Here is a 21001-nt window from a genome sequence, read left to right as displayed (position 1 = left end):
GGCTAACCTATTTCTCATCTGAAAAAAAGACCCATATGTATCGTAAGATCAAACAGGCCTTAAAAGAAAAAGAACACCATCCACCGCGTTACTTAAAAGGAGACATTTCCTGTTCACCCGGTGATGAGGTCCTGCTATATTCAAAAAAAGGAATCTACCTGGTAACAGAGATAACGGAAAGTACTTTTATTGTTACCTGCCAGCGCTGGTTGAACTCAAAAAACCAAAAAGACCGTAAAGAAGAGCATCTCTGGAGTGATTTGAAAGAAATTATTGCCACATGAAAGCGACACCTCAATAAATAACAACTGTTCGCATCCGGCTTCATCCATTTTCTTTAACCTGTTTATTTTCATAGAGGTAAACAGTGCAGGGAAAGTAGACTTACCAACGGTTCCAGTTTATATAAGTATATTTTTTATTCGAAATATTCACATCTTTGGTTTATTTTGTATGACACCCTGAGTGGGGCACAGCTATTGTGCCTCACTTTTTTTACTGTTTTAAAATACAATCAAAGCAAGACGGCTACTGCAATGGCTGCCTTTTGTACAATCAACATTTGTTTTTGCAGAATTATCCTTAAAATCTTGGTTATTGTTCAAATTATTAAATAAATTTGTAACAGGGTAAGGGTCAACATTATCCAGATTGAACAAAGGTTTATTATTCAACCATAAAATTCGAAAAGCAAAGCACTCAGACCCCGAAAAATCGGGCATGTTGTGCACTTCAACACCCGGGCGTAGCAGCGGCAATTTATAAGCGTATTTCCCCCTGCTTCCTCCCCGAAAGAGCACTGGCCGTTTGTCCAATAGTTGAAAGCATTCAACGGGGCCAGTCACCACGAATATTTTTATTGACATTGCATTACTGGTCAGCTGGGCGCTTCTCTCTGGTTACCTAAAAGATCTCATATTACTGCCTGTTAAGTGTCCCGTAAAAGCCTGTCTTTCCATCTGCCTTACTCAGTCGGTATCCCTAACAACGATATTTTTTGAGGCGCATCAAAATAATCCGGACCGTTGAAATTATTTGCCGTGAACCGCGAAGGGTGATGATCAGATTTAATTTTTGAACAAGCTTACAGAAGAGACAAAGATCCATTTACTATAAACAAATCGGTAACACAACACTTCTAATCTTCTAAAATTAAAATGCCATGACCAGGGAAAGAAAACTTTGGACCGCCTTTATTATCGTTGTCAGTGTCTCTTTTGCTGCCCTCTTATATTTTGGAACAGAGATCTATCAAAAAGCACCCCCCTTCCCCAGCCAGGTCGTCAGTCAGGATGGCACGCTACTCATAAACGGACAGGACATTAAAGACGGTCAGAACGTCTGGCAAAGTATCGGAGGTCAGGAAGTAGGCTCTATCTGGGGCCATGGGGCTTATACCGCTCCGGACTGGACGGCTGATTATATCCACAGGGAAGCCCTCTTCATTTTGAATAAATGGGCCGCACAGGATTATAGCGAGCCTTATGACCAGCTCAGCAAAGAGATACAGGCTGGGTTGCATGAAAGACTGGTTGCCATGATACGCAAAAACACCTATGACCCCCATACAGGTGCGATCACCATCAGTCCGGAGAGAGCCGAGGCCTTTGCCTATCTGCAAAACTATTACAGGAGTCTTTTTATGAATGACCCGGCCATGGACTCGCTTCGTAATGATTACGCCATTTTCGCGGGCACCTTAAAAGACAGCTCCAAAGCCCGGCAGATGGGGGACTTTTTTTTCTGGGCATCCTGGGCCTGCGTCACCAACCGGCCTAATTCAGTTATTACCTACACCCATAACTGGCCTTCAGAAAAGCTGGTAGGCAATGAGGCCACCAGCGGATTATTGATATGGACCGGTGTAAGCATTATCTTATTACTCTGCGGCGTTGGCATTATGGCCTTCTTCCATGCCAGAAGCAGGGAAGAGGAGCCGCTGACGCCAAGGGAAGACCCGCTGATGCAACAAAAGATTACACCCTCCATGCGGGCAGTGAAAAAATATATCTGGATTGTCGCCTTTTTGGTACTCATACAAATGACTTTCGGCGTGGTGACCGCCCATTACGGTGTGGAAGGCGGTGGCTTTTACGGGCTGGATCTGTCTAAAATAATGCCTTATTCGGTTTCCAGGACCTGGCACGTTCAACTGGGCATTCTGTGGATTGCCACAGCCTGGCTGGCTACCGGTTTATATATAGCGCCTTCCTTATCAGGCAAAGACCCAAAGTATCAGAAACTAGGCGTAAACTTTCTGTTTATCTGTCTGGTGATTATCGTATTTGGTTCCATGGCGGGGCAATGGATGGGCATTATGCAAAAGCTCGGACTTAAAACCAATTTCTGGTTCGGACATCAGGGCTATGAATATGTCGATCTGGGGCGTTTCTGGCAGCTGTTCCTGTTTGTCGGCCTGTTTATATGGCTGGCCCTAATGGTAAGGCCGCTGCTTCCCGTTTTCAAAAGCAATTCTGGTGAAAAAGGGATGCTGCGTCTGTTTATTATAGCCTCTGCAGCCATTGCCATCTTCTATGGTGCAGGCCTGATGTGGGGAAGGCAGACCAATCTGGCCATCGCGGAATACTGGCGCTGGTGGGTGGTACATCTGTGGGTGGAAGGATTCTTTGAGGTATTTGCCACCGTGGTCTCCGCCTTCCTATTTGTACGGCTGGGTCTGTTAAAAACCAAAACGGCTACCATTTCTATTATATTTTCTACCATCATATTTCTCTCGGGCGGTATCCTCGGCACCTTCCACCACCTGTATTTCAGCGGTACGCCAACAGCCGTACTAGCAGTAGGCGCCTCTTTCAGTGCGCTGGAAGTGGTGCCCCTGGTGCTCATCGGCTTTGAAGCCTATCAGAACTATATGCTCAGCAGGGCCACCCCCTGGCTCAAGGACTATAAGTGGCCTATTTACTGCCTGGTAGCCATGTCCTTCTGGAATTTCTTCGGAGCAGGTATCCTGGGTTTCATCATCAATCCGCCCATTGCCCTTTATTATGTTCAGGGACTGAATACAACCGCTGCCCATGCGCACGGATCCTTATTTGGCGTTTACGGAATCCTGGGCATTGGCCTGATTCTTTTTGTGTTACGCAGCCTTTACCGGCATAAACAATGGAATAATAAGCTAATTGGATTTGCTTTCTGGGCGACCAATATAGGCCTGATGCTCATGCTGCTGCTGAGTCTGCTGCCGGTCGGCATCGCTCAGGCAGTAGCCAGTGTATCCAAAGGTATGTGGTATGCCAGATCTCCGCAATTTTTAGAGCAGCCTGTCATCAGCACTTTAAAATGGCTCAGGATTATAGGAGACACGATTTTTGCGCTCGGTTTATTTGCCTTTGTCTGGTTTGTATTTGACTTACAGTTCAGAAAGGATAAACATCCGGATGACCGACATGACCAGCAACCCGTCACCAGTTAAAAACAGGCAAAGCAGATAAGCGCTATCCTAATGGCAGCTCGCTTATAAAAGCCCTTATAAAGAAGCCCCCGATGTCAGTCTTTCAAAAAATGAAAGAAACAGGGAGGGCTTCTTTTATGGAAAAAGACATGGGCTGCTAAGGCTGCTTTACAAAATAAGCTTTTTTCAGCTGCACCATATTCAGGGCATTGGGGTTAAACCCTCTTAATCCGGGTTGCATAAGCCAGATGACCTCATCATAATAAATAGGGATTACAGGTGTTTCATCCATGACCAGCTGATCCATCTGCCGGTACAGACCATAACGAAGACTATCTACATTTTCTAAGAGAGCAGCCTGATAGAGCCTGTCAAATTCTTTATTATTGAAGCGGGTATAGTTAGGCGGCGCCGGGTTTTTTGAATTAAAAAAGGCCATATAGTTTTCCGGATCAGGATAGTCCGCAATCCAGGTCCCGATAAAAAACACGGCTTCCGATTTAGCGGTCTGCTGCAGGATCATGCTTTTCTGGGACACTTCCACGTCTATATGAATACCTACATTATCCGCCTGCCGGGCAATAAAACTGGCGATGTCCGCATTCTCCGGCGCCGTGGATAATTTGATAGCGGGCAGTCCCTTACCTCCCGGGTAGCCTGCCTGCTTTAACAACGCCAGGGATTTGTCCATATTAAAGCTGAAGCCTTTTACCAGTTGTGCGTTTCTGGAGGGCATCCCGTCCGGCACAAATCCGCCCGTGGCCGGCAGGCCGATAGAATTGCGCAGGTACATCATCAGTTGCTTTTTAGGGATTGCGTAAGCGATTGCCTGACGGATACGTTTATCTTTTAAAGGGCTGCCTTGCACCAAAGGATTTTTCGGATCCATTAATATCCCTAAATATTCGACATTCAGATAGGGATGTTTTTCCATATGGATAATCCCCTTCCATTTCTCTCTCAGCTTACCGGCCTTACTGATCACTTCATCTTTAAAGGCCGGATCTATATCATTGATAAAACTAAGATTATGTTGTCTGAATTTTAAAAACTCAGTCGCCTTGTTACTGTAAAAGCTGATGCTCACCGCGTCCAGATATGGCAGCGCTCTGCCCAGGCTGTCTTTTTCCCAATAATGCCTGTTTTTAGTAAGCACCAGACTTTGTCCTTCATCCCAGTATTTAAAGCCAAAGGGGCCGGTTCCCACCGGATGGCGGCCAAAATCTTTGCCATAACTGCTGACAGCCTCAGGAGCTACTACAGAACAGTAATCCATGGTCAGGATATTTAATATAGGATGGAAAGGCCTGACTAATTTCAACTCAAATACGCTGTCATTTAAGGCCTTACATCCTCCCGGTGCCAGCCTGTCGTTAAAAATCCAGGCCCCTGTGCTGGCAGTGGCTGGATTGATAATCCGGTTCAGGCTAAAAGCCACGTCAAAAGCGGTCATTTTCCTGCCCCTGCCTGCTTTGAACGCCGGATCATCCTGAAAATATACATCCGAACGTAAATAAAAAGTATACGTCAGATTATCCGCACTGATTTGCCAATGGGTGGCCAAAGAGGGTTGTACATTTAAATGATCATCTAAAACCACCAGTGTATTAAAAATCTGGTGAATCGGCCACATGACGGACTGGCTCTTGGCCATCGCAGGATCCAAAGTAGCCACTCCCCGGGCCTCATTATAATAAAAGACCTGCAAATCCCGGGAACGCTGTTGACCGCAACCAGCCAAAAGACCCATACATCCGAGTAAAAGCCAATATTTTAGATAAAATTGCATCCTCAAATATCCAAAACATTGTAGATTTACCGCATGAAAAAGCTATTTATTTTGTTACTGGCAGTAGCCGGCATGGGCACGCAGCTTCCCCTCCAGGCACAACTGCTGGACGGTGCCCCAAAAGCCTTCACTCACCAGGATACCCTTAGAGGCACCGACGGACCAGCCAGAAGCTGGTGGAATGTCACCCGTTATGACATCAGCTTCCAGCCGGATTACACCGCTAAAACCATCAAAGGCGTCACTAAAATCGGCTTTACGGTTACCGCAGCGAAAGCGCATCCGGATACGATGCAAATAGATCTGATGCGTCCTTTGCAGATTGATAGCATTATTCTGCCGGACGGCTCCCATATTACGGGGATCAGAGATGACGGCAACGCACATATGGTCCCGGTGCCTAAATGGCAGCAAGGCACCACCAGCAGCCTTACGATATATTACCATGGTAGCCCTATAGAGGCCGTCAAGCCCCCTTGGGATGGAGGATTTATCTGGGCTAAAGACTCGCTGGGTCGCCCCTGGATGTCAGTGGCCTGTCAGGGGATGGGCGCTTCCGTGTGGTATCCCTGTAAGGATTATCAGGGCGATGAGCCGGATAACGGCGCCAGCCTGACCTCCATTGTGCCAGACACCTTACTGGCCATTGGCAATGGTCACCTTATTGCCAAGACCCGGTATCCTGATCATCTGACCGGTTACACCTGGCAGGTCAAAAACCCGATTAATAATTACGACATTATCCCCTATATAGGTAAGTACACTTTTTTTGATTCCAGTTATCAGGGAGAAAAGGGCCGGCTGCCCGTCAGTTTCTGGGCACTGGACTATGACATCGACAAAATGCGCAGTCACTGCGAACCTGATGTATTCAAAATGCTTAAAGCTTTTGAATACTGGTTCGGTCCCTACCCTTTTTATGAAGATGGATATAAACTGGTCCAGGCACCGCATTTAGGCATGGAGCACCAAAGTGCGATTGCCTACGGCAACCATTTTTTAATGGGTTATTCCGGCAGAGACCTGTCACACACCGGCATTGGTTTAAAATTTGACTTTATCGTGGTACACGAGAGCGGCCACGAGTGGTTCGGCAATAATATTACCACCAAGGATATCGCCGATATGTGGGTCCATGAGAGTTTTACCAACTACAGTGAGACGTTATTTACGGAATACTACTGGGGGAAGGCCGCGGGCCAGCAATATGTCAATGGCATCCGCGCCAATATTGAAAACGACCGGCCCATCCAGGGACATTACGGGGTTAATCAGGAAGGAAGCGGCGATATGTACTATAAAGGCGCCAATATGATTAATAATATCAGAAACGCTATAAATAATGACAGTCTTTTTAGATCCATACTCCGCGGTCTGAATGAGACCTTTTATCATCAGACCGTGACGGGACGTCAGATCGAGCAGTATATCAATGAAAAATCAAACATTAATTTTGACAAGGTCTTTGAGCAATACCTGACTACGACCCAGATACCTGTTTTCGAGATCAAATTCTCTTCGGATAATAAATCCGTACAATACAGATACAGTAACTGTGTAGCAGGCTTTGACATGCCTATGGTCCTGACAAGTACGGATCAGCAGACGCAGATCAGCCTGCATCCGACCACCGCCTGGCAATCGGCAAAGCTACCTACGGCAGCCATTGCCAATCTCTTCAATCCCATTGCCATAGAATATCAGTATTACCTGGATTGTAAAGAAGTCCATTAATCCTTATTTAAAAACGGCAATAAAGAGAGAGCCGCAGAAAATAATTTTAAACAATTATTTTCTGCGGCTCTCTCTTTATAATAACCATTTCAATCAGGTCTATTTCATTTTATCTTTAAAGACCTTTTCAAATTTCTCCAGCTTAGGTTTGATTACATACTGACAGTACATCTGTCTGGGGTTATTATTATAATAATTCTGATGATAGTTTTCGGCAGAATAGAAATTTCTATAGGGTTCAATGGAAGTCACCACAGGGTTCGACCAGGCGCCGCTGGCATTGAGTTCTTTTTTATACTGTTCTGCTTTTTGCTGCTGGTCCGCATTGTGAAAGAAGATCACGCTTCTGTATTGGGGTCCGACGTCATTACCCTGCCGGTTGAGCGTGGTCGGGTCATGGGTCTCCCAGAAGACTTTCAGTAATTCATCAAAAGAAAGCACTTTGGGATCATATAAGACCTGACATACTTCGGCGTAGCCGGTAGTCCCGTTACAAACTTCTTCATATGTAGGGTCAGGTTTTTCACCCCCACTATATCCGCTTACCACTTTTACAACTCCTTTCAGTCTTTGGAATATTGCCTCTGTACACCAGAAACATCCTGTTCCCAGCGTAGCTGTATCTACATTTTCCATTTCAAAATCTTTGTCAGCAAATTGATCGTCCATATTTCTTTGATGATTTTTTTGTTCTACACAAGAAGTTAGCAGTGCAAAACAAAGTACGGACCCTAACCATAGTTTCATACCACTCATTTATCCACTTTTTTTTATACTCACGCCTTGCAAACTACTAAAGAATTAATTCCTGTCAAAAGAAATTTAGGATTAAAACAAACAATTAACCATCCTTTCTTTTCCTTGTAAATCCCTTTTGATTTCTATAAGACTGCCACCGGCCTTATTTAACAAATCTACCGTCTCCTTAACATATAATGGATTCATTTCCAAAAACAGCCGGCCTCCGGGTTTTAATACTTTAGCCGCTAAAAACGCAATTTTCTCGTAAAAAATAGTGGCTGGCAGGGATTTTTCCGGAAAAAGCGCCAGATGAGGCTCAAAATCCAGGACATGCGCCTCCATTGCGGGCTTTTCACTGGCATCTATATAGGGCGGGTTACTGATTATATAATCCAGGGGACCTAGCCGCCCAAGCAGCGTTTCAGCCTCCAATTGCTGCAAAACGTCGGTCTTAAAAAAGGAGACATCAAGACCGGTTAACCGGCTGTTATGTCTGGCTACACCCAGTGCGCCATCAGAGATATCACAACCAAACACATGACTGTCCGGAAAATACTTTTTTAAACTTAAGGGAATGCAACCCGTACCGGTGCCGATATCCAACAATCCAAGGCCGGCCTCCCGGCCTTTGTGATGCTCCGTTACACTTTGACGAACCCAATCCACCAGCTCCTCCGTTTCCGGCCTGGGTATCAGCACCTGATTATTTACCTTTAAGCGCAGTTCCCCAAAATAAGCATACCCCAGAATATACTGAACCGGCATTTTAAGCTGGAGGTATTTAATGGATACGGCGAGTGCTGACTGCTGGGCAGCTGTCAAAGGCTCCTGATCATGGATAATCCGGTCTACCCTGCTAAAACCTGTCAGATCCTCCAGCACCATATTACTGATGGCGCCGGCTTCTCTCAGGTCATAATAGTTCGCTGTTGCAGCTCTCAAGCGGATACCTGCTTCCTTAATGGTCATACACTGATTAAAAATTAACATTTATCCCTTAAATAGAAAAAGGCACGGCCCAAATGTACAAGAATCGACGGTAAGCCATACAAATAAAACTGCACATAGAAAATATTCCCATGCGCAGCTAAAAATGGTAAATGTTATAAGATTAATGCTTCTTATTTTACAGGAACATAATAGTTCGTTGTCATCGGACAATAAATACCCCATGTAATGACATTTAAAAGGCCGTTTACAAAAGTCTGCTGTTTTTCGACAACATAATTCTTTTCATCCTTCACATAGTCTTTATCACTAATGCGTGAATGACCACCTTCTGCCAGTCCCCATAAAAAGAAATTATTCGTCACATGATTCACTTTGGTTATCTGATCATTTGGTTGAATATCACCCACATAAGTTCTGGTTGTGTAGCAAGAAGCAAATAATAAAGCAGCACACATTAAACAACAAAGCTGTTGTGTTTTTTTTCTCATTTTGTTTTTGTTTTTGTTTTTTTAATATAAAAATCTCAAAAGATGCAATTTTTATAATCTCTAAAAGGATAAGTACATTGAAGTAATGCATTCCTGGCAAATGGAAGTATGATCACGACAGCTGAAAGCGCTGGTTACTCATAAACATTATTTCTTTGGTCTAATCACAATTACATGATTATGAAACGAAAATAGTTAATGGACATTAAATTTTCAACTATTTACCAAAAAAATTATTTTCTTATAAAAAGCAATGGTTATGGATGCAGGGTGTCAGAAATCGTTCAATAAAAAAACGCCTAAAAAGCAAAACCCCCGAAAATCGGGGGTTTTGCTTTTCTCCTTTGAGGTCTCGAGCGGATTCGAACCGCTGTAGGAGCTTTTGCAGAGCTCTGCCTAGCCACTCGGCCACAAGACCTTAAACGCTCATTAGAGGGTTGCAAAAATAATCAATTCCTCCATATTACAAAATTCTAATCGCAAAATATTTCTACATCGCTGATTCCCAGTAAAAGTACTAACTTTCGCCCTGATTCCGGACAGATTTAATAGTTCCGCACTTTCTTTTTAGAAAGTGCGGGATGGCTTTCAAATTTTAAGTTGGCTTATCCGGGATTGCTATTTATATAACGTTTAATTATGCATGATGGCGAACCCTATTGCAGAAAGCGAACTGATCATTAATGATCGCGGCGCTATCTACCACCTGAACCTAAGACCAGAAGAACTGGCGCCTACCATTATCACGGTAGGCGATCCGGACCGTGTCCAGGAAGTCAGTAAACATTTTGACAGCGTTGAACTCACCCGTCAGCACCGTGAGTTCGTGACCCATACCGGTTTTCTGGGAAATAAAAGGATTTCTGTGGTCTCTACGGGTATCGGCCCGGATAATATTGACATTGTATTTAATGAACTGGACGCGCTGGTAAATATTGATTTCAACACACGCACGATTAAACCCAGCCTGACATCCCTCAATATTGTCCGTATAGGCACCTGTGGCGCCCTGCAGGCAGAATACGGGGTGGATTCCATGGTCGTATCTTCCCATGGAGTCGGCATTGACAACCTGCTGAACTATTACCAGCATGACAATACGGAGCAGGAAAATGAGCTTTTGCAACAGTTCATCCAGCATACCCGTATTGATGAGCACTTTTCCAGACCTTATATCCATAGCGCCGGCAGTTCGCTCAGAATGCATTTTGTGGACGGGTTCCACCACGGCATGACCGTCACCTGCCCCGGCTTTTACGGACCTCAGGGCAGAGTACTGCGTCTGGGTCTCCACTACCCTAATTTTATCGATTTATTGACTTCATTTTCCTATGGTTCGCATAAAATTGCTAATTTTGAGATGGAAACAAGTGCTATTTATGGACTTGGCAGTGCACTGGGACATCAATGCCTGAGTATCAGCGTGGTGGTCGCCAACAGGATCAGCCAGACTTTTTCTGCCGATGGCAAAAAAGCGGTGGAATCGGCGATAAAAAAGGTACTGAATGTACTGAGCGGCATATAGGCAGATAGCAATAACGGCACATTAATTTTTAATACGAGGAATGCAGGAAATACAATTTTATAAGTATCAGGGTACAGGGAATGATTTTGTGATGATAGACGGGATTTCTACCCCGGTTGAGTTAACACTGGACCAAGTCAGAAAATTATGCAGTAAAGGATTCGGCGTTGCCACGGATGGTCTGATTATCTTAAAAAAGGCGGAAGGGCTGGATTTTGAAATGGATTATTACAATGCCGACGGCACCCAAAGCATGTGCGGCAATGGTGGACGTTGCGCCGTGAAATTTGCCAAACAAATCGGCATCTTCCCCACGGGCAGCTACCGGTTTAAAGCCATTGACGGCTTACACGAAGCCACCATTGAGGAAAATGGCTGGGTTAATCTGAAAATGAAAGATGTCAGCCAGATAAAAACATACGGCACAGACTTCATATTAAATACCGGCAGTCCGCACTATGTCGTTCAGACTGATCAGGTTAAATCACTGAATGTCGTTGAAGAAGGAAGAAAAATACGCTATAGCGACCCTTTTAAAGAAGAAGGGATCAATGTAAACTTTGTCCAGACCATTAATGACACCAGCATTTTTGTACGCACATATGAAAGAGGCGTCGAAAATGAAACGCTCAGTTGCGGTACAGGCGTAACAGCTGCAAGTATTGTAGCTGCGCACAATGACAGAGGTTTTAACCGGATTGAGGTGGAAACCCTGGGTGGTAAACTGGCCGTTGAATTTGACAGAACCAGCGAGGAGCATTTTGAAAATGTGCTGCTGTGCGGACCGGCAGAGCTGGTCTTTGAAGGTAAAATCAAACTATCCTAACAATTATTCGCTTTCCTGGCTGAAAACAATCTGTTAGTTGAAATAAATTTTTACTCAAAACCTAAAACGAGACAATACATGAAAAAAACAATCATGGTGTTATCACTGGCGATTGGCATGACTGCCATGTCCTGCGGTGATATAAACCAGATCAGTTCTTCCCTTCCCGGCGTAAGTGCTGTAACAGGTAATACCCAGAACACGGCCATCAAAGACCTGCTGACCAATGCAGTCGTTGCCGGCATCGGCAACCTGGGCACTTCCGGAGGCTTTTTAAATAATTCCCTATATAAAATACTGTTGCCACCTGAAGCGCAGCAAGTCGCCAGTACGCTTACCACGCTTGGCCTGGGCAGTGTGGTCAATAAAGCCGTCACTCAAATCAATACCTCCGCTGAAGGGGCCGTTGGTCTGGCTAAGCCCATCTTTGTAAGCGCTATTAAATCCATGTCCATCACGGATGCTGCCAATCTGATCACAGGCGGTGACAATGCCATCACTAATTACTTTAAAACAAAGACTACCAGTCAGTTAATGGAGGCCTTTACCCCTGTTATCAAAAACTCACTGGATAAAAACGATGCGACTAAATATTATACCCAGATAGCGGACACCTATAATAAAGTTCCCCTTGTAAAAAATAAACTGAACCCGGATCTGACAAATTATGTCGCTACCAAGGCCGTTGACGCGATGTTCAATCAAATGCAGACAGCAGAAAAAGATATCCGTCATGACCCTGCAAAGCAGACGACTGCTGCCTTAAAAGCGATTTTCGGAAGCAAATAAATCTGCCCCGGGAAAGAAAGTTCAGCTAAAAGAGTGCGCACGGCAACACGCTGCGCACTCTTTTACATTAAAATCCTGTATAAGGATAAGGATGGGGTTAACCTTCAATAGCCAGGGGCAGGATAATTATCCTAAAATCAGGGGGCCATCCTACATCACCATTACCGCCCAAATACTATATTTGCAAAATGGAATTAAGCAAAACTTTTGATGCCGCAGCAGCAGCCGGCAAATGGACTTCCCTCTGGAAGGAAAGAAGATATTTTAACAGCACACCGGACAGCAGAACACCTTTTACCGTGGTGATTCCGCCACCCAATGTAACCGGTGTTCTTCATATGGGCCATACCCTCAATGAGACCGTACAGGATATCCTGGTTCGCCGGGCCCGTATGCAGGGACTGAATGCCTGCTGGGTACCGGGCAGTGATCATGCCTCTATTGCCACTGAATCCAAGGTGGTTGCCATGCTTAAAGAAAAAGGGATTGACAAGAACACCCTTTCCAGGGCTGAATTTTTAGAATATGCCTTTCAATGGAAGGAAAAATACGGAGGAATCATCTATCAGCAAATAGAAAAACTGGGTTGCAGTGTTGACTGGGACCGGGTTTCCTTTACCATGGACGACCATTATTATGAGGCCGTTATTAAGGTATTTGTTGATTTATACAATAAAGGACTGATCTACAGAGGCGCCCGCATGATTAACTGGGATCCGGCAGCCCAGACAGCCCTTAGCGATGAAGAGGTGGAATACAAAGATGTCCAGGGTAACCTCTATTATGTTCGTTATCAGGCAGTAGACAATCCGGAAGACTATATTACCGTTGCCACTTCCCGCCCCGAAACCATTATGGGCGACGTGGCCATCTGTGTGCACCCGGATGATCCCAGATATCAGCACTTAAAAGGTAAAAAAGTCATTGTACCGCTGGTTAACCGCCAGGTACCTGTCATTTTCGATACTTACATTGACCGCAGCTTTGGTACAGGCGCTTTAAAAGTCACGCCTGCTCATGATATTAATGACTATAACATTGGCATTAAACATCATCTGGAAGTGATCGACACCTTAAATCCTGACGGCACCTTAAGTGAAGCCGCTCAGATTTTTGTAGGGCTTGACCGGTTTGTTGCCCGTAAAAAAGTCGTTCAGCAGTTGCAGCAAAACGGTCTGTTGATTAAAGAAGAAAGTTATGAGACCCGTCTGGGATATTCACAGCGCTCCGGCGCTGTAGTGGAACCCAGAATCTCGACCCAGTGGTTTGTCAAAATGGAGCAACTGGCCGAACCGGCCCTAAAAGCGGTCACGCAGGGGGCCATTAAAATCCACCCGGGTAACCGGTTTATGGCGACCTACCGCCACTGGCTGGAAAACGTCAAAGACTGGTGTATCAGCCGGCAGCTATGGTGGGGACAGCAGATCCCTGCCTGGTATGGACCGGATGGCAGCCTGCAGGTAGCTGCAACAAAAGAGGCAGCCCTGGAACTTTTTAAAGCCAACTATCCCGATATCCAGCCTGGGGACATCCGTAGAGATGAAGACGTACTGGATACCTGGTTCTCTTCCTGGCTCTGGCCAATGGAAGTCTTCAAAGGCATTACCGAACCAGAGAATCCGGAGTTCAAATACTACTACCCCACCTCCGTGCTGGTGACCGGACAAGACATTATCTTTTTCTGGGTGGCCCGTATGATTATGGCGGGTCTCGAATATGAGCAGGAGATTCCTTTCAAGGATGTTTATTTCACCGGTATGGTCAGAGACAAACTGGGAAGAAAAATGTCAAAATCACTGGGTAATTCTCCGGACCTGATCGGGCTGATTGACCAGTACGGAGCAGATGCAGTCCGTTTTGGCATTATGATCTCTTCTCCGGCCGGCAACGACCTGTTATTTGATGAGAGCTCCCTGGAACAGGGCAGATTCTTTAATAATAAGCTCTGGAACGCGCTGAAGCTGATCAAAATGTGGGAACAGACGGAGGCGACGGAAGTGGATCATAGCTCCACGGATTTTGCGGGCAACTGGTTCCAGGCCCGCCTGGAACAGGCCAAAGCAGAAATCCAGCAGCTACTTGAACAGTTCCGTCTGAGTGAGGCGTTAAAAACTTTATATTCCCTGATATGGGATGATTTCTGCAGCTGGTATCTGGAATGGGTTAAACCGGCTTATGGCCAGGCGATTGAACAAAAAACCCTGCAAAATACGATCGCGTACTTTGAACAGTTACTGCAGCTGTTGCATCCTTATATGCCGTTTATCACGGAAGAGATCTATAGCCTCTTAGGTGAACGCTCTGAAGCGTTATGCGTCAGCACACTTGCTCCTGCTACAGATTTTGACAGTGAATTACTGGCACAGGGTGAACTCTTAAAGAATGTAATCACACAGATCAGAGATGCCAGAGGCAAAAACAACCTGAAACCCAAAGAGACGATTAAACTCTTTATTGAAACCACGAGCTCCGGTAAATATGAGCCGCTGACGGCCATTTTACAAAAACAGGTCAATGCGGAAGAGCTGAAATTTACCAGTGAAGCCATTACCGGTTGCGTGGTCATTACCCTGCAACAGGATAAATATTATCTGGAACTCAATCAGCAAATTGATGTGGAAGCTCAAAAAGCGGACCTCAAAAGCCAATTAGAATATCAGCATAAGTTCTTAAACAGCGTACGTGTAAAACTCGGCAATGAGCGTTTTGTTCAGAATGCAAAACCGGAAGTCGTGGAACTGGAACGTAAAAAAGAGGCGGATGCGCTGGCCAGAATCCAGACGCTGGAGGAAAGCCTGGCGGTGCTGGGATAAAAATTTATTTCCGGAAGATTAGGAGTATAACCGCCCTTCGGCAACAGACAATTGAAAACGAATCGACTTTTTCAGTTGTCTGTTTGCATTAAGGCCGGACATACCAGACGAAAACATAAAGCTTTTTTACCATGGCAACAACACCTACAGATAACACCCCCGTCCATCACCCCCTGCCCGCGGCAAGCATACTTCCTGCCGGGCCCCCAGACATCCCCCTGATTCAGCAAATTGTGGACGTTTCATGGCCGGACACTTATGGCCGGATTTTGTCTGAAGCGCAATTATCCTATATGCTGGATATGATGTATAATACACAGACCCTGGAAGCACAGATGCGCTCCACACATCACTATTCTATTTTGTGGGAAAACAGCGCAGACGATTCCAATGCCGCTACCGCGATGGGCTTTATTGATGTAGAAAAGCAGGACAGCGATTACTGCAAGCTCCATAAAATATACCTTTTGCCGGCCAGCAAGGGTAAGGGCTATGGCAAACTGCTGATGGAATATGCCCTGCAGCAGAGCAAATCCCTGGGCTGCCGGTTTGTGAAACTCAATGTAAACCGATATAACAATGCCCTGGGCTTTTATGAGCGTATGGGCTTTACCATTGCAGAAACGGTAGATAACCCCATTGGTAACGGGTATTACATGAATGATTATGTGATGATTAAACCGCTGGATGAATAGCGGTAAAGCAGTTAAGGCAAAGCCCTTGTCCAAATAAAAATGGTCCCTTATGCCAGGCAGAGCTGCCAGGTATAAGGGACCATTTTTATAAAGTCCATTGTAAGAAAAGGTTCAGAGGCCCCTGTTAATTTACACCCAGCAGCTCTACGTCAAAAATCAAAGTGCTGTTAGCGCCGATAACCGCAGACACCGCTCTCTCCCCATAGGCCAGATGCGGGGGGATAAAAAAGCGGAACTTGCTTCCCACAGCCATCAACTGCAGACCTTCCGTCCAGCCTTTGATGACACGGTTTAAAGGAAAACTGGCCGGTTGCCCGCGTTCCACTGAACTGTCAAAGACCGTTCCGTCTATCATGGTTCCGTGATAATGACAGCTAACCTGATCCGTAGGACCTGGTCTGACACCCTCACCTGCCTGTAATACCTGGTACTGAAGTCCGCTTTCCAGACTGACCACTCCTTCCTTTTTAGCATTTTCAGCCAAGAACTGCTGGCCTGCCTTTAAGTTTTCAGCGGCCTTTTGTTGATTGCGCTGAAATAATAAATCTGCTATACCCATAATAAAATAATTTAAACCGTGCTTTACGGCCTTTGGTAACAAAGCCCAAAATTACTGGTTTTGCCCTAATAATCGTCAACTTTACTGTTACTATCCTACCGGCAATACCCGCAGGATTACCTATGTAAAATGCATGATTTTACCTTCCGCCCCTGCCCGGATCCCTGTAAATACAGGCCTTTGAATACCGCCAAATCTTAAGTCGCCCAGATATCCACAGTTTGCGAAGGGTGCTGGGTACAAAAAAGCGGTTTTTCTGACATTATGTTCTGGTAAAATTGCCTACATTCGGTACTCAATTTTTCCGCTATGCACAAGTACAATTCCAGATGGGCACTGCCCCTGACTTTGATTTCAGCAGCTTTACTGTCTCTAAGCAGTCTGCAGGCGCAGCATTATGATGCCCACGCGGCCTTTGCTCCCACGCTTTATACCCAGAACGGAAATGCATTCAGAAGTGCAAATGGCGATCCCGGCCCCGGATACTGGCAGAACAGGGCTGATTATACCATTAAGGCCGGTTTTGACAGTACCAGCCATCTACTCACCGGTACCGCCCTCATCTCTTATACCAATAACAGCGGTGACCCGCTTAATTATATCTGGCTGGAACTGGACCAGAATACAGAAAAAACGGAAGCGCTGGCCAATATCCTGCAGCCTTCCAAAAGAAAATTATCAGATGACCTGGGCTTTCAGTTTCAAAAAGTGCAGGCTGCAGCGACGGACGGCGCCAACTTTCAGGACGTCTCTTATAAAGTCTACGGCACCCGTATGCAGATCTTTTTACCTGAAAAGGTTAAAGCGAACGGTGGCAAGCTACAGCTGGAACTTGATTACAGCTTTAAACTGCAAGCCTCCTCAGCGGGAGACAGGGCCGGCTACATGAGCACGCCCGAGGGTACTATTTTTGAATTTGGCTATTGGTTTCCCAGGGTCTGCGTCTATGACGATAACAACGGATGGAATACGCTGCCTTTTGTAGGTGGCGGTGAATTTTATTTTGAATATGGAGACATGGATTACACCATCACCGCCCCGGCCGGCATGCTGGCGGTAGGCGGCGGCGCTCTGGTCAACGGCGAGCAGGTGCTGGATGACGGCTTATACAAACGGCTTCAAAAAGCCAAAGACTCCGATAAGACCGTGATGATCCGCAGTCAGGAAGACGTAAAAAATGGTATCGCCACCCGGAAAAAAACAGGTACGACCTCCTGGCATTTTCAGATGAGTAATACCAGGGACGTGGCTTTTGCCCTTTCCAAGGCCTTTATCTGGGACGGGGCTAAGATCAACTTACCCAGTGGCAAAAAAAGTTTTGCACAGTCTGTTTATCCTGCCAGCAGCGCTCAAACGGACAGCAGCTGGGTCAGGGCCACGGAGTATGTGAAAGCCTCCGTGGAGGACTTTTCCAAAAGATGGTTTGAATACCCTTATCCGGAAGCCACCAATGTAGCCGGACCGATTGGCGGGATGGAATATCCGGGTATTACTTTTGACCACCACAAGGCCTCAGGCAAATCCCTGTTTATGTTGATTTCCCATGAAATTGGTCACAGCTGGTATCCGATGATTGTCGGTTCAGATGAACGCAGGGTGCCTTTTATGGATGAAGGCTTTAATACCTTTGTAGATATTTATTGCCAGCAGGATTTTAACAACGGAGAATTTGCCCCTAAAAGAGATGGTGAATATGCACCGGGAGGCGGCAATCCTGCAGATGAGATCGTACCTGTGATAAAAGAAGTACAAAACGGCCCCACGCTTATGACCCCGCCGGACTGGCAGGATTATAAATATGTACACCCGATGAGCTATTTTAAAACAGCCTTCGGACTGGTTTTACTCAGAGAAGTGATTCTGGGACCGGACAGATTTGATTATGCGTTCCGGCATTATACAGCCAAATGGGCCTTTAAGCACCCCATGCCAACGGATTTTTTCCGTACCATGGAAAACGCCGCAGGCGAAGACCTGGGCTGGTTCTGGCGCGGGTGGTTTTATAATAACTGGCAATTAGACCAGGCCGTTACCGGTGTCAGTTATGTGGATGACGATCCCACTAAGGGAGCGCTGATTACTATCAAAAATAAGGAGCAGTTACCGATGCCGGTCTCGGCCGCTATTGAACAGCTCACCGGGCCGGCCATCCATGTCCAGCTGCCAGTAGAGATCTGGCAAAGAGGGGACAGCTGGACCTTTAAAGTAAATTCTACCTCCAAGTTAAAAAGCGTGCAACTGGATCCCAAGGCCTTACTGCCTGATCTGGATCGCAGCAACAACCACTGGCAAGGCAATTAAGAGGTTTTTGGATAGAATTTAACCAATTGAAAGCCTTATTTTTGAAAGTCGGCAAATTTTTTGCTGCTGGCAGACCGAATTAACCGGGTTATTACCAATACGTCGGAGCCGTCAGAATATGATTCAGCATTATCCTGACTCCGCAAATAGCCCGCTGGATTCCGTTATAAAAATCATTTAGGGCAGTCCGAACCGCCATAAAACGGTCCGGCTTTCGTTTCAACAATCAATAATCAACCGTTTTCCTTAAGGATGAAAACCAGACCTTTTAGCCGATTTTCAATACCAAGGCATCTATACATATACCTGCTATTCTCCTTTGGCAGCATGGCTCTTTTTTCCTGCAGCAGTACGTTAAAAACCGCTTCCAGCAATAAGTCCGCTGCTAATACGGCGGCCAAAGGGCCCCGCTTTCTGGATGGTATCAGCGTAAATCCGGGAGACAGGGTCTCCTCACGCAATAAGAGTTATGGGTATAGCGAAAAGGCACCGGAAGAAGATAAAACCGAAACAGACAACAGCCATCTTAGCCTAAATGAATCCACGCTGGTCAGTAAATATGCCACCATCCTTGGCGTGGAAGATAAAAAAGTCAGCAATATTGATCTGATTGAAGAAATTGATGACTGGTACGGTACCCCCTACCGCTTTGGCGGCAGCTCAAAAAACGGCATCGACTGTTCTGCCTTTTCCAGAACACTATCCAATGATGTCTTTAACGTATCTCTGCCAAGAACGGCTGAAGAGCAATATGATTATTGCGACCATATCAAAAAAAGTCAGCTCAAACAAGGCGACCTGGTCTTTTTTCACACTTCAGGCCGCTCCAGAATTACCCATGTAGGAGTTTACCTGCAAAACGGTAAATTTGTCCACGCTTCCACCAGTTCCGGGGTCATGATCAGTGACCTGGATGAATATTACTGGAAAAGAGCTTACCGGGCAGCCGGCAGAATCCCCAAGGACAATGTCACCAAAAACTAGCAGGCTGCCGCTTTAAATACCATTTTGCACTGGAATATCCGGGGTGCCCCAATAAGTACATTAGGGCCGGCGTCCTTTTTTTTGTAACTTTAGCAGTAGTCATATACTCTAATTTCAAAAACAAATAACCATGGCAACCGATACAACCACTACCGCAGCAGAACAAGAGCCAATACCGGAAGAACACACCGTAAAAATCCTGGGTATAGAACCCGTAACGCATAATGTCCTCAGAATAGCCGTTGAGCGGCCGCAAGGATATAATTTTATACCGGGACAGGCAACCGAGATAGCCATCAATAAAGAAGGGTTTAAACAGCAGCGGCGGCCTTTTACCTTTACCGGGTTACAAAGCTGGGATCATTTAGAATTCACGATAAAAACCTATAGCGATCACAGCGGCGTCACTAATGAGCTGCGCAGCCTGAAATCCGGTGATACCTTACTTTTGCATGATGTCTGGGGAGCGATTCATTATAATGGCGAAGGCACTTTTATTGCAGGCGGAGCCGGCATCACTCCTTTTATCGCCATTTTCCGGGATTTACATCAAAAAGGAGAAATAGGTAATAACAGACTTTTTTTCTCCAATAAAACTGAGGCGGATATCATCTTAAAAGATGAACTGGAAGCCATCTTAGGGGACAGATGTATCCATATTCTCACCCAAGAGTCAGACAGTCCATATCTGTCAGGACGCATCGATAAAAATTTTCTGCAACATAATATCTCTGATCTGCAGCAGCATTTTTACATCTGCGGACCGGACCCGATGGTAGCTGAAATCAAGCAGGATCTGGAGGATCTGGGAGCCGGCAGCCAGTTAATTACCGTTGAAGTGTAAGCCGCTGAAGGGGCCTTAAATTAGGGTGTTCCTGTAAACTCTTAAAAGGAGTTGCCACATATTAAATATTAAACTAATAAATCCTCTCTTTTTTCCGTAAAACGGAATTAAAGAGAGGATTTTTTGTAGACGGGACATAGCAAGGCCATCGGAGCTGTTATTTAGCCCGGTTGGATAAGATAAGCGTGTTAATTCTAGGCCGCTGTGCTTTTAATTTGTGCGGCCTGTTGCATTCTTTTGCTGATAATGGATGCGTTTGCTGTAAGGATGCCAAAGAAGATCCAGCAGGTCTCGGTAGACTGGTTCCTGGCTTTGATTTTATTTAAATGATAGTGATTTTTCTCATTGCCAAAACTTCCTTCCAGGACCGTGCCCCTTTGACGGTTCAGCGCTGCCCGCATCGTTTTAGATTGTTCAACCAAAGCAGGCTTCTGCCTTCCTTTAGGAATAAAATTAGTGGTGATATTGTTTTGACGGCAATACTTTCTGTTGGTATTGGTGGCATAAATAGCATCGGCACTATGATGTGTGCACTTCCCAAAAAGTTTAC

General features: G+C 45.6%; 17 protein-coding genes and 1 tRNA gene. 11 read left to right on the top strand and 7 right to left on the bottom strand.

Going from position 1 to position 21001, the window contains the following annotated elements; all coding sequences use genetic code 11:
• The first annotated feature begins 35 nt into the window (after positions 1-35).
• Together BLU80_RS17710 and BLU80_RS17700 are read left to right on the top strand one after the other, a co-directional pair.
• The gene (locus BLU80_RS17710; protein ID WP_091401102.1) at positions 36-284 is read left to right on the top strand and encodes a hypothetical protein; all 249 of its coding nucleotides are present in this window, start codon (positions 36-38) and stop codon (positions 282-284) included.
• Between the two features lie 878 nt (positions 285-1162).
• Entirely contained in the window at positions 1163-3433 is a 2271-nt protein-coding gene (locus tag BLU80_RS17700; protein ID WP_091401098.1) for a nitric-oxide reductase large subunit, read from the top strand.
• Positions 3434-3569: 136 nt separating this feature from the next.
• Here the strand turns inward: BLU80_RS17700 and BLU80_RS17695 are convergent, their stop codons facing one another.
• Positions 3570-5162: an ABC transporter substrate-binding protein gene (locus tag BLU80_RS17695; RefSeq protein WP_091401096.1), complete on the bottom strand. Its 1593-nt coding sequence runs from the start codon at positions 5160-5162 to the stop codon at positions 3570-3572.
• A gap of 72 nt (positions 5163-5234) precedes the next feature.
• Between BLU80_RS17695 and BLU80_RS17690 the strand changes: the two genes are divergently transcribed.
• Positions 5235-6935 (top strand): M1 family metallopeptidase, encoded by a 1701-nt coding sequence (locus BLU80_RS17690; RefSeq protein WP_091401094.1) that lies wholly within the window; start codon positions 5235-5237, stop codon positions 6933-6935.
• Positions 6936-7034: 99 nt separating this feature from the next.
• Here BLU80_RS17690 and msrA read toward each other — a convergent pair whose 3' ends face one another.
• From msrA to BLU80_RS17670, 4 genes are all read right to left on the bottom strand, one after another.
• Positions 7035-7604, bottom strand: a complete 570-nt coding sequence (gene msrA, locus BLU80_RS17685; RefSeq protein ID WP_244519000.1) for a peptide-methionine (S)-S-oxide reductase MsrA — start codon at positions 7602-7604, stop codon at positions 7035-7037.
• 159 nt (positions 7605-7763) lie between these two features.
• Positions 7764-8645 (bottom strand): peptide chain release factor N(5)-glutamine methyltransferase, encoded by an 882-nt coding sequence (gene prmC / locus BLU80_RS17680; RefSeq protein ID WP_170831282.1) that lies wholly within the window; start codon positions 8643-8645, stop codon positions 7764-7766.
• A gap of 152 nt (positions 8646-8797) precedes the next feature.
• On the bottom strand, positions 8798-9115 hold the full coding sequence (locus tag BLU80_RS17675; RefSeq protein WP_091401091.1) for a Bor family protein: 318 nt from the start codon (positions 9113-9115) through the stop codon (positions 8798-8800).
• Between the two features lie 347 nt (positions 9116-9462).
• A tRNA-Cys gene (locus BLU80_RS17670) sits at positions 9463-9533 on the bottom strand.
• A 225-nt stretch (positions 9534-9758) separates the two neighbouring features.
• Between BLU80_RS17670 and BLU80_RS17665 the strand changes: the two genes are divergently transcribed.
• The 5 genes from BLU80_RS17665 (at position 9759) to BLU80_RS17645 (ending at position 15763) form a co-directional block, all read left to right on the top strand.
• The gene (locus BLU80_RS17665; RefSeq protein ID WP_244518998.1) at positions 9759-10640 is read left to right on the top strand and encodes a nucleoside phosphorylase; all 882 of its coding nucleotides are present in this window, start codon (positions 9759-9761) and stop codon (positions 10638-10640) included.
• A 40-nt stretch (positions 10641-10680) separates the two neighbouring features.
• The gene (gene dapF, locus BLU80_RS17660) at positions 10681-11466 is read left to right on the top strand and encodes a diaminopimelate epimerase (protein ID WP_091401088.1); all 786 of its coding nucleotides are present in this window, start codon (positions 10681-10683) and stop codon (positions 11464-11466) included.
• 78 nt (positions 11467-11544) lie between these two features.
• Entirely contained in the window at positions 11545-12255 is a 711-nt protein-coding gene (locus BLU80_RS17655) for a DUF4197 domain-containing protein (protein WP_091401086.1), read from the top strand.
• A 188-nt stretch (positions 12256-12443) separates the two neighbouring features.
• Complete coding sequence (locus tag BLU80_RS17650) at positions 12444-15068, top strand: valine--tRNA ligase (protein ID WP_091401084.1); 2625 nt, start codon at positions 12444-12446, stop codon at positions 15066-15068.
• A gap of 131 nt (positions 15069-15199) precedes the next feature.
• The gene (locus tag BLU80_RS17645; protein ID WP_091401083.1) at positions 15200-15763 is read left to right on the top strand and encodes a GNAT family N-acetyltransferase; all 564 of its coding nucleotides are present in this window, start codon (positions 15200-15202) and stop codon (positions 15761-15763) included.
• Between the two features lie 124 nt (positions 15764-15887).
• On the opposite strand, the gene BLU80_RS17640 is transcribed toward BLU80_RS17645, so the two are convergent.
• Positions 15888-16322 carry a BamJ family beta-barrel-assembly machinery protein gene (locus tag BLU80_RS17640; RefSeq protein WP_091401081.1) on the bottom strand — a complete coding sequence of 145 codons (435 nt, stop codon included), beginning with the start codon at positions 16320-16322 and terminating at the stop codon, positions 15888-15890.
• Between the two features lie 309 nt (positions 16323-16631).
• Here BLU80_RS17640 and BLU80_RS17635 point away from each other — a divergent pair, with 309 nt between their 5' ends.
• From BLU80_RS17635 to BLU80_RS17625, 3 genes are all read left to right on the top strand, one after another.
• Entirely contained in the window at positions 16632-18623 is a 1992-nt protein-coding gene (locus tag BLU80_RS17635) for a M1 family metallopeptidase (protein ID WP_091401079.1), read from the top strand.
• Between the two features lie 252 nt (positions 18624-18875).
• Positions 18876-19607 carry a C40 family peptidase gene (locus tag BLU80_RS17630; RefSeq protein WP_091401078.1) on the top strand — a complete coding sequence of 244 codons (732 nt, stop codon included), beginning with the start codon at positions 18876-18878 and terminating at the stop codon, positions 19605-19607.
• A 130-nt stretch (positions 19608-19737) separates the two neighbouring features.
• Positions 19738-20451 (top strand): ferredoxin reductase domain-containing protein, encoded by a 714-nt coding sequence (locus BLU80_RS17625; protein WP_091401076.1) that lies wholly within the window; start codon positions 19738-19740, stop codon positions 20449-20451.
• A 194-nt stretch (positions 20452-20645) separates the two neighbouring features.
• Here BLU80_RS17625 and BLU80_RS17620 read toward each other — a convergent pair.
• On the bottom strand, positions 20646-21001 hold a 356-nt coding region (locus BLU80_RS17620; RefSeq protein ID WP_139188196.1), incomplete at its 5' end, for a transposase.

It is taken from the genome of Arachidicoccus rhizosphaerae, from assembly GCF_900107765.1.
Lineage (GTDB): Bacteria > Bacteroidota > Bacteroidia > Chitinophagales > Chitinophagaceae > Arachidicoccus > Arachidicoccus rhizosphaerae.
The sequence above is the reverse complement of the archived record's forward strand: the minus strand, read 5'-3'. Positions and strand labels throughout refer to the sequence as shown.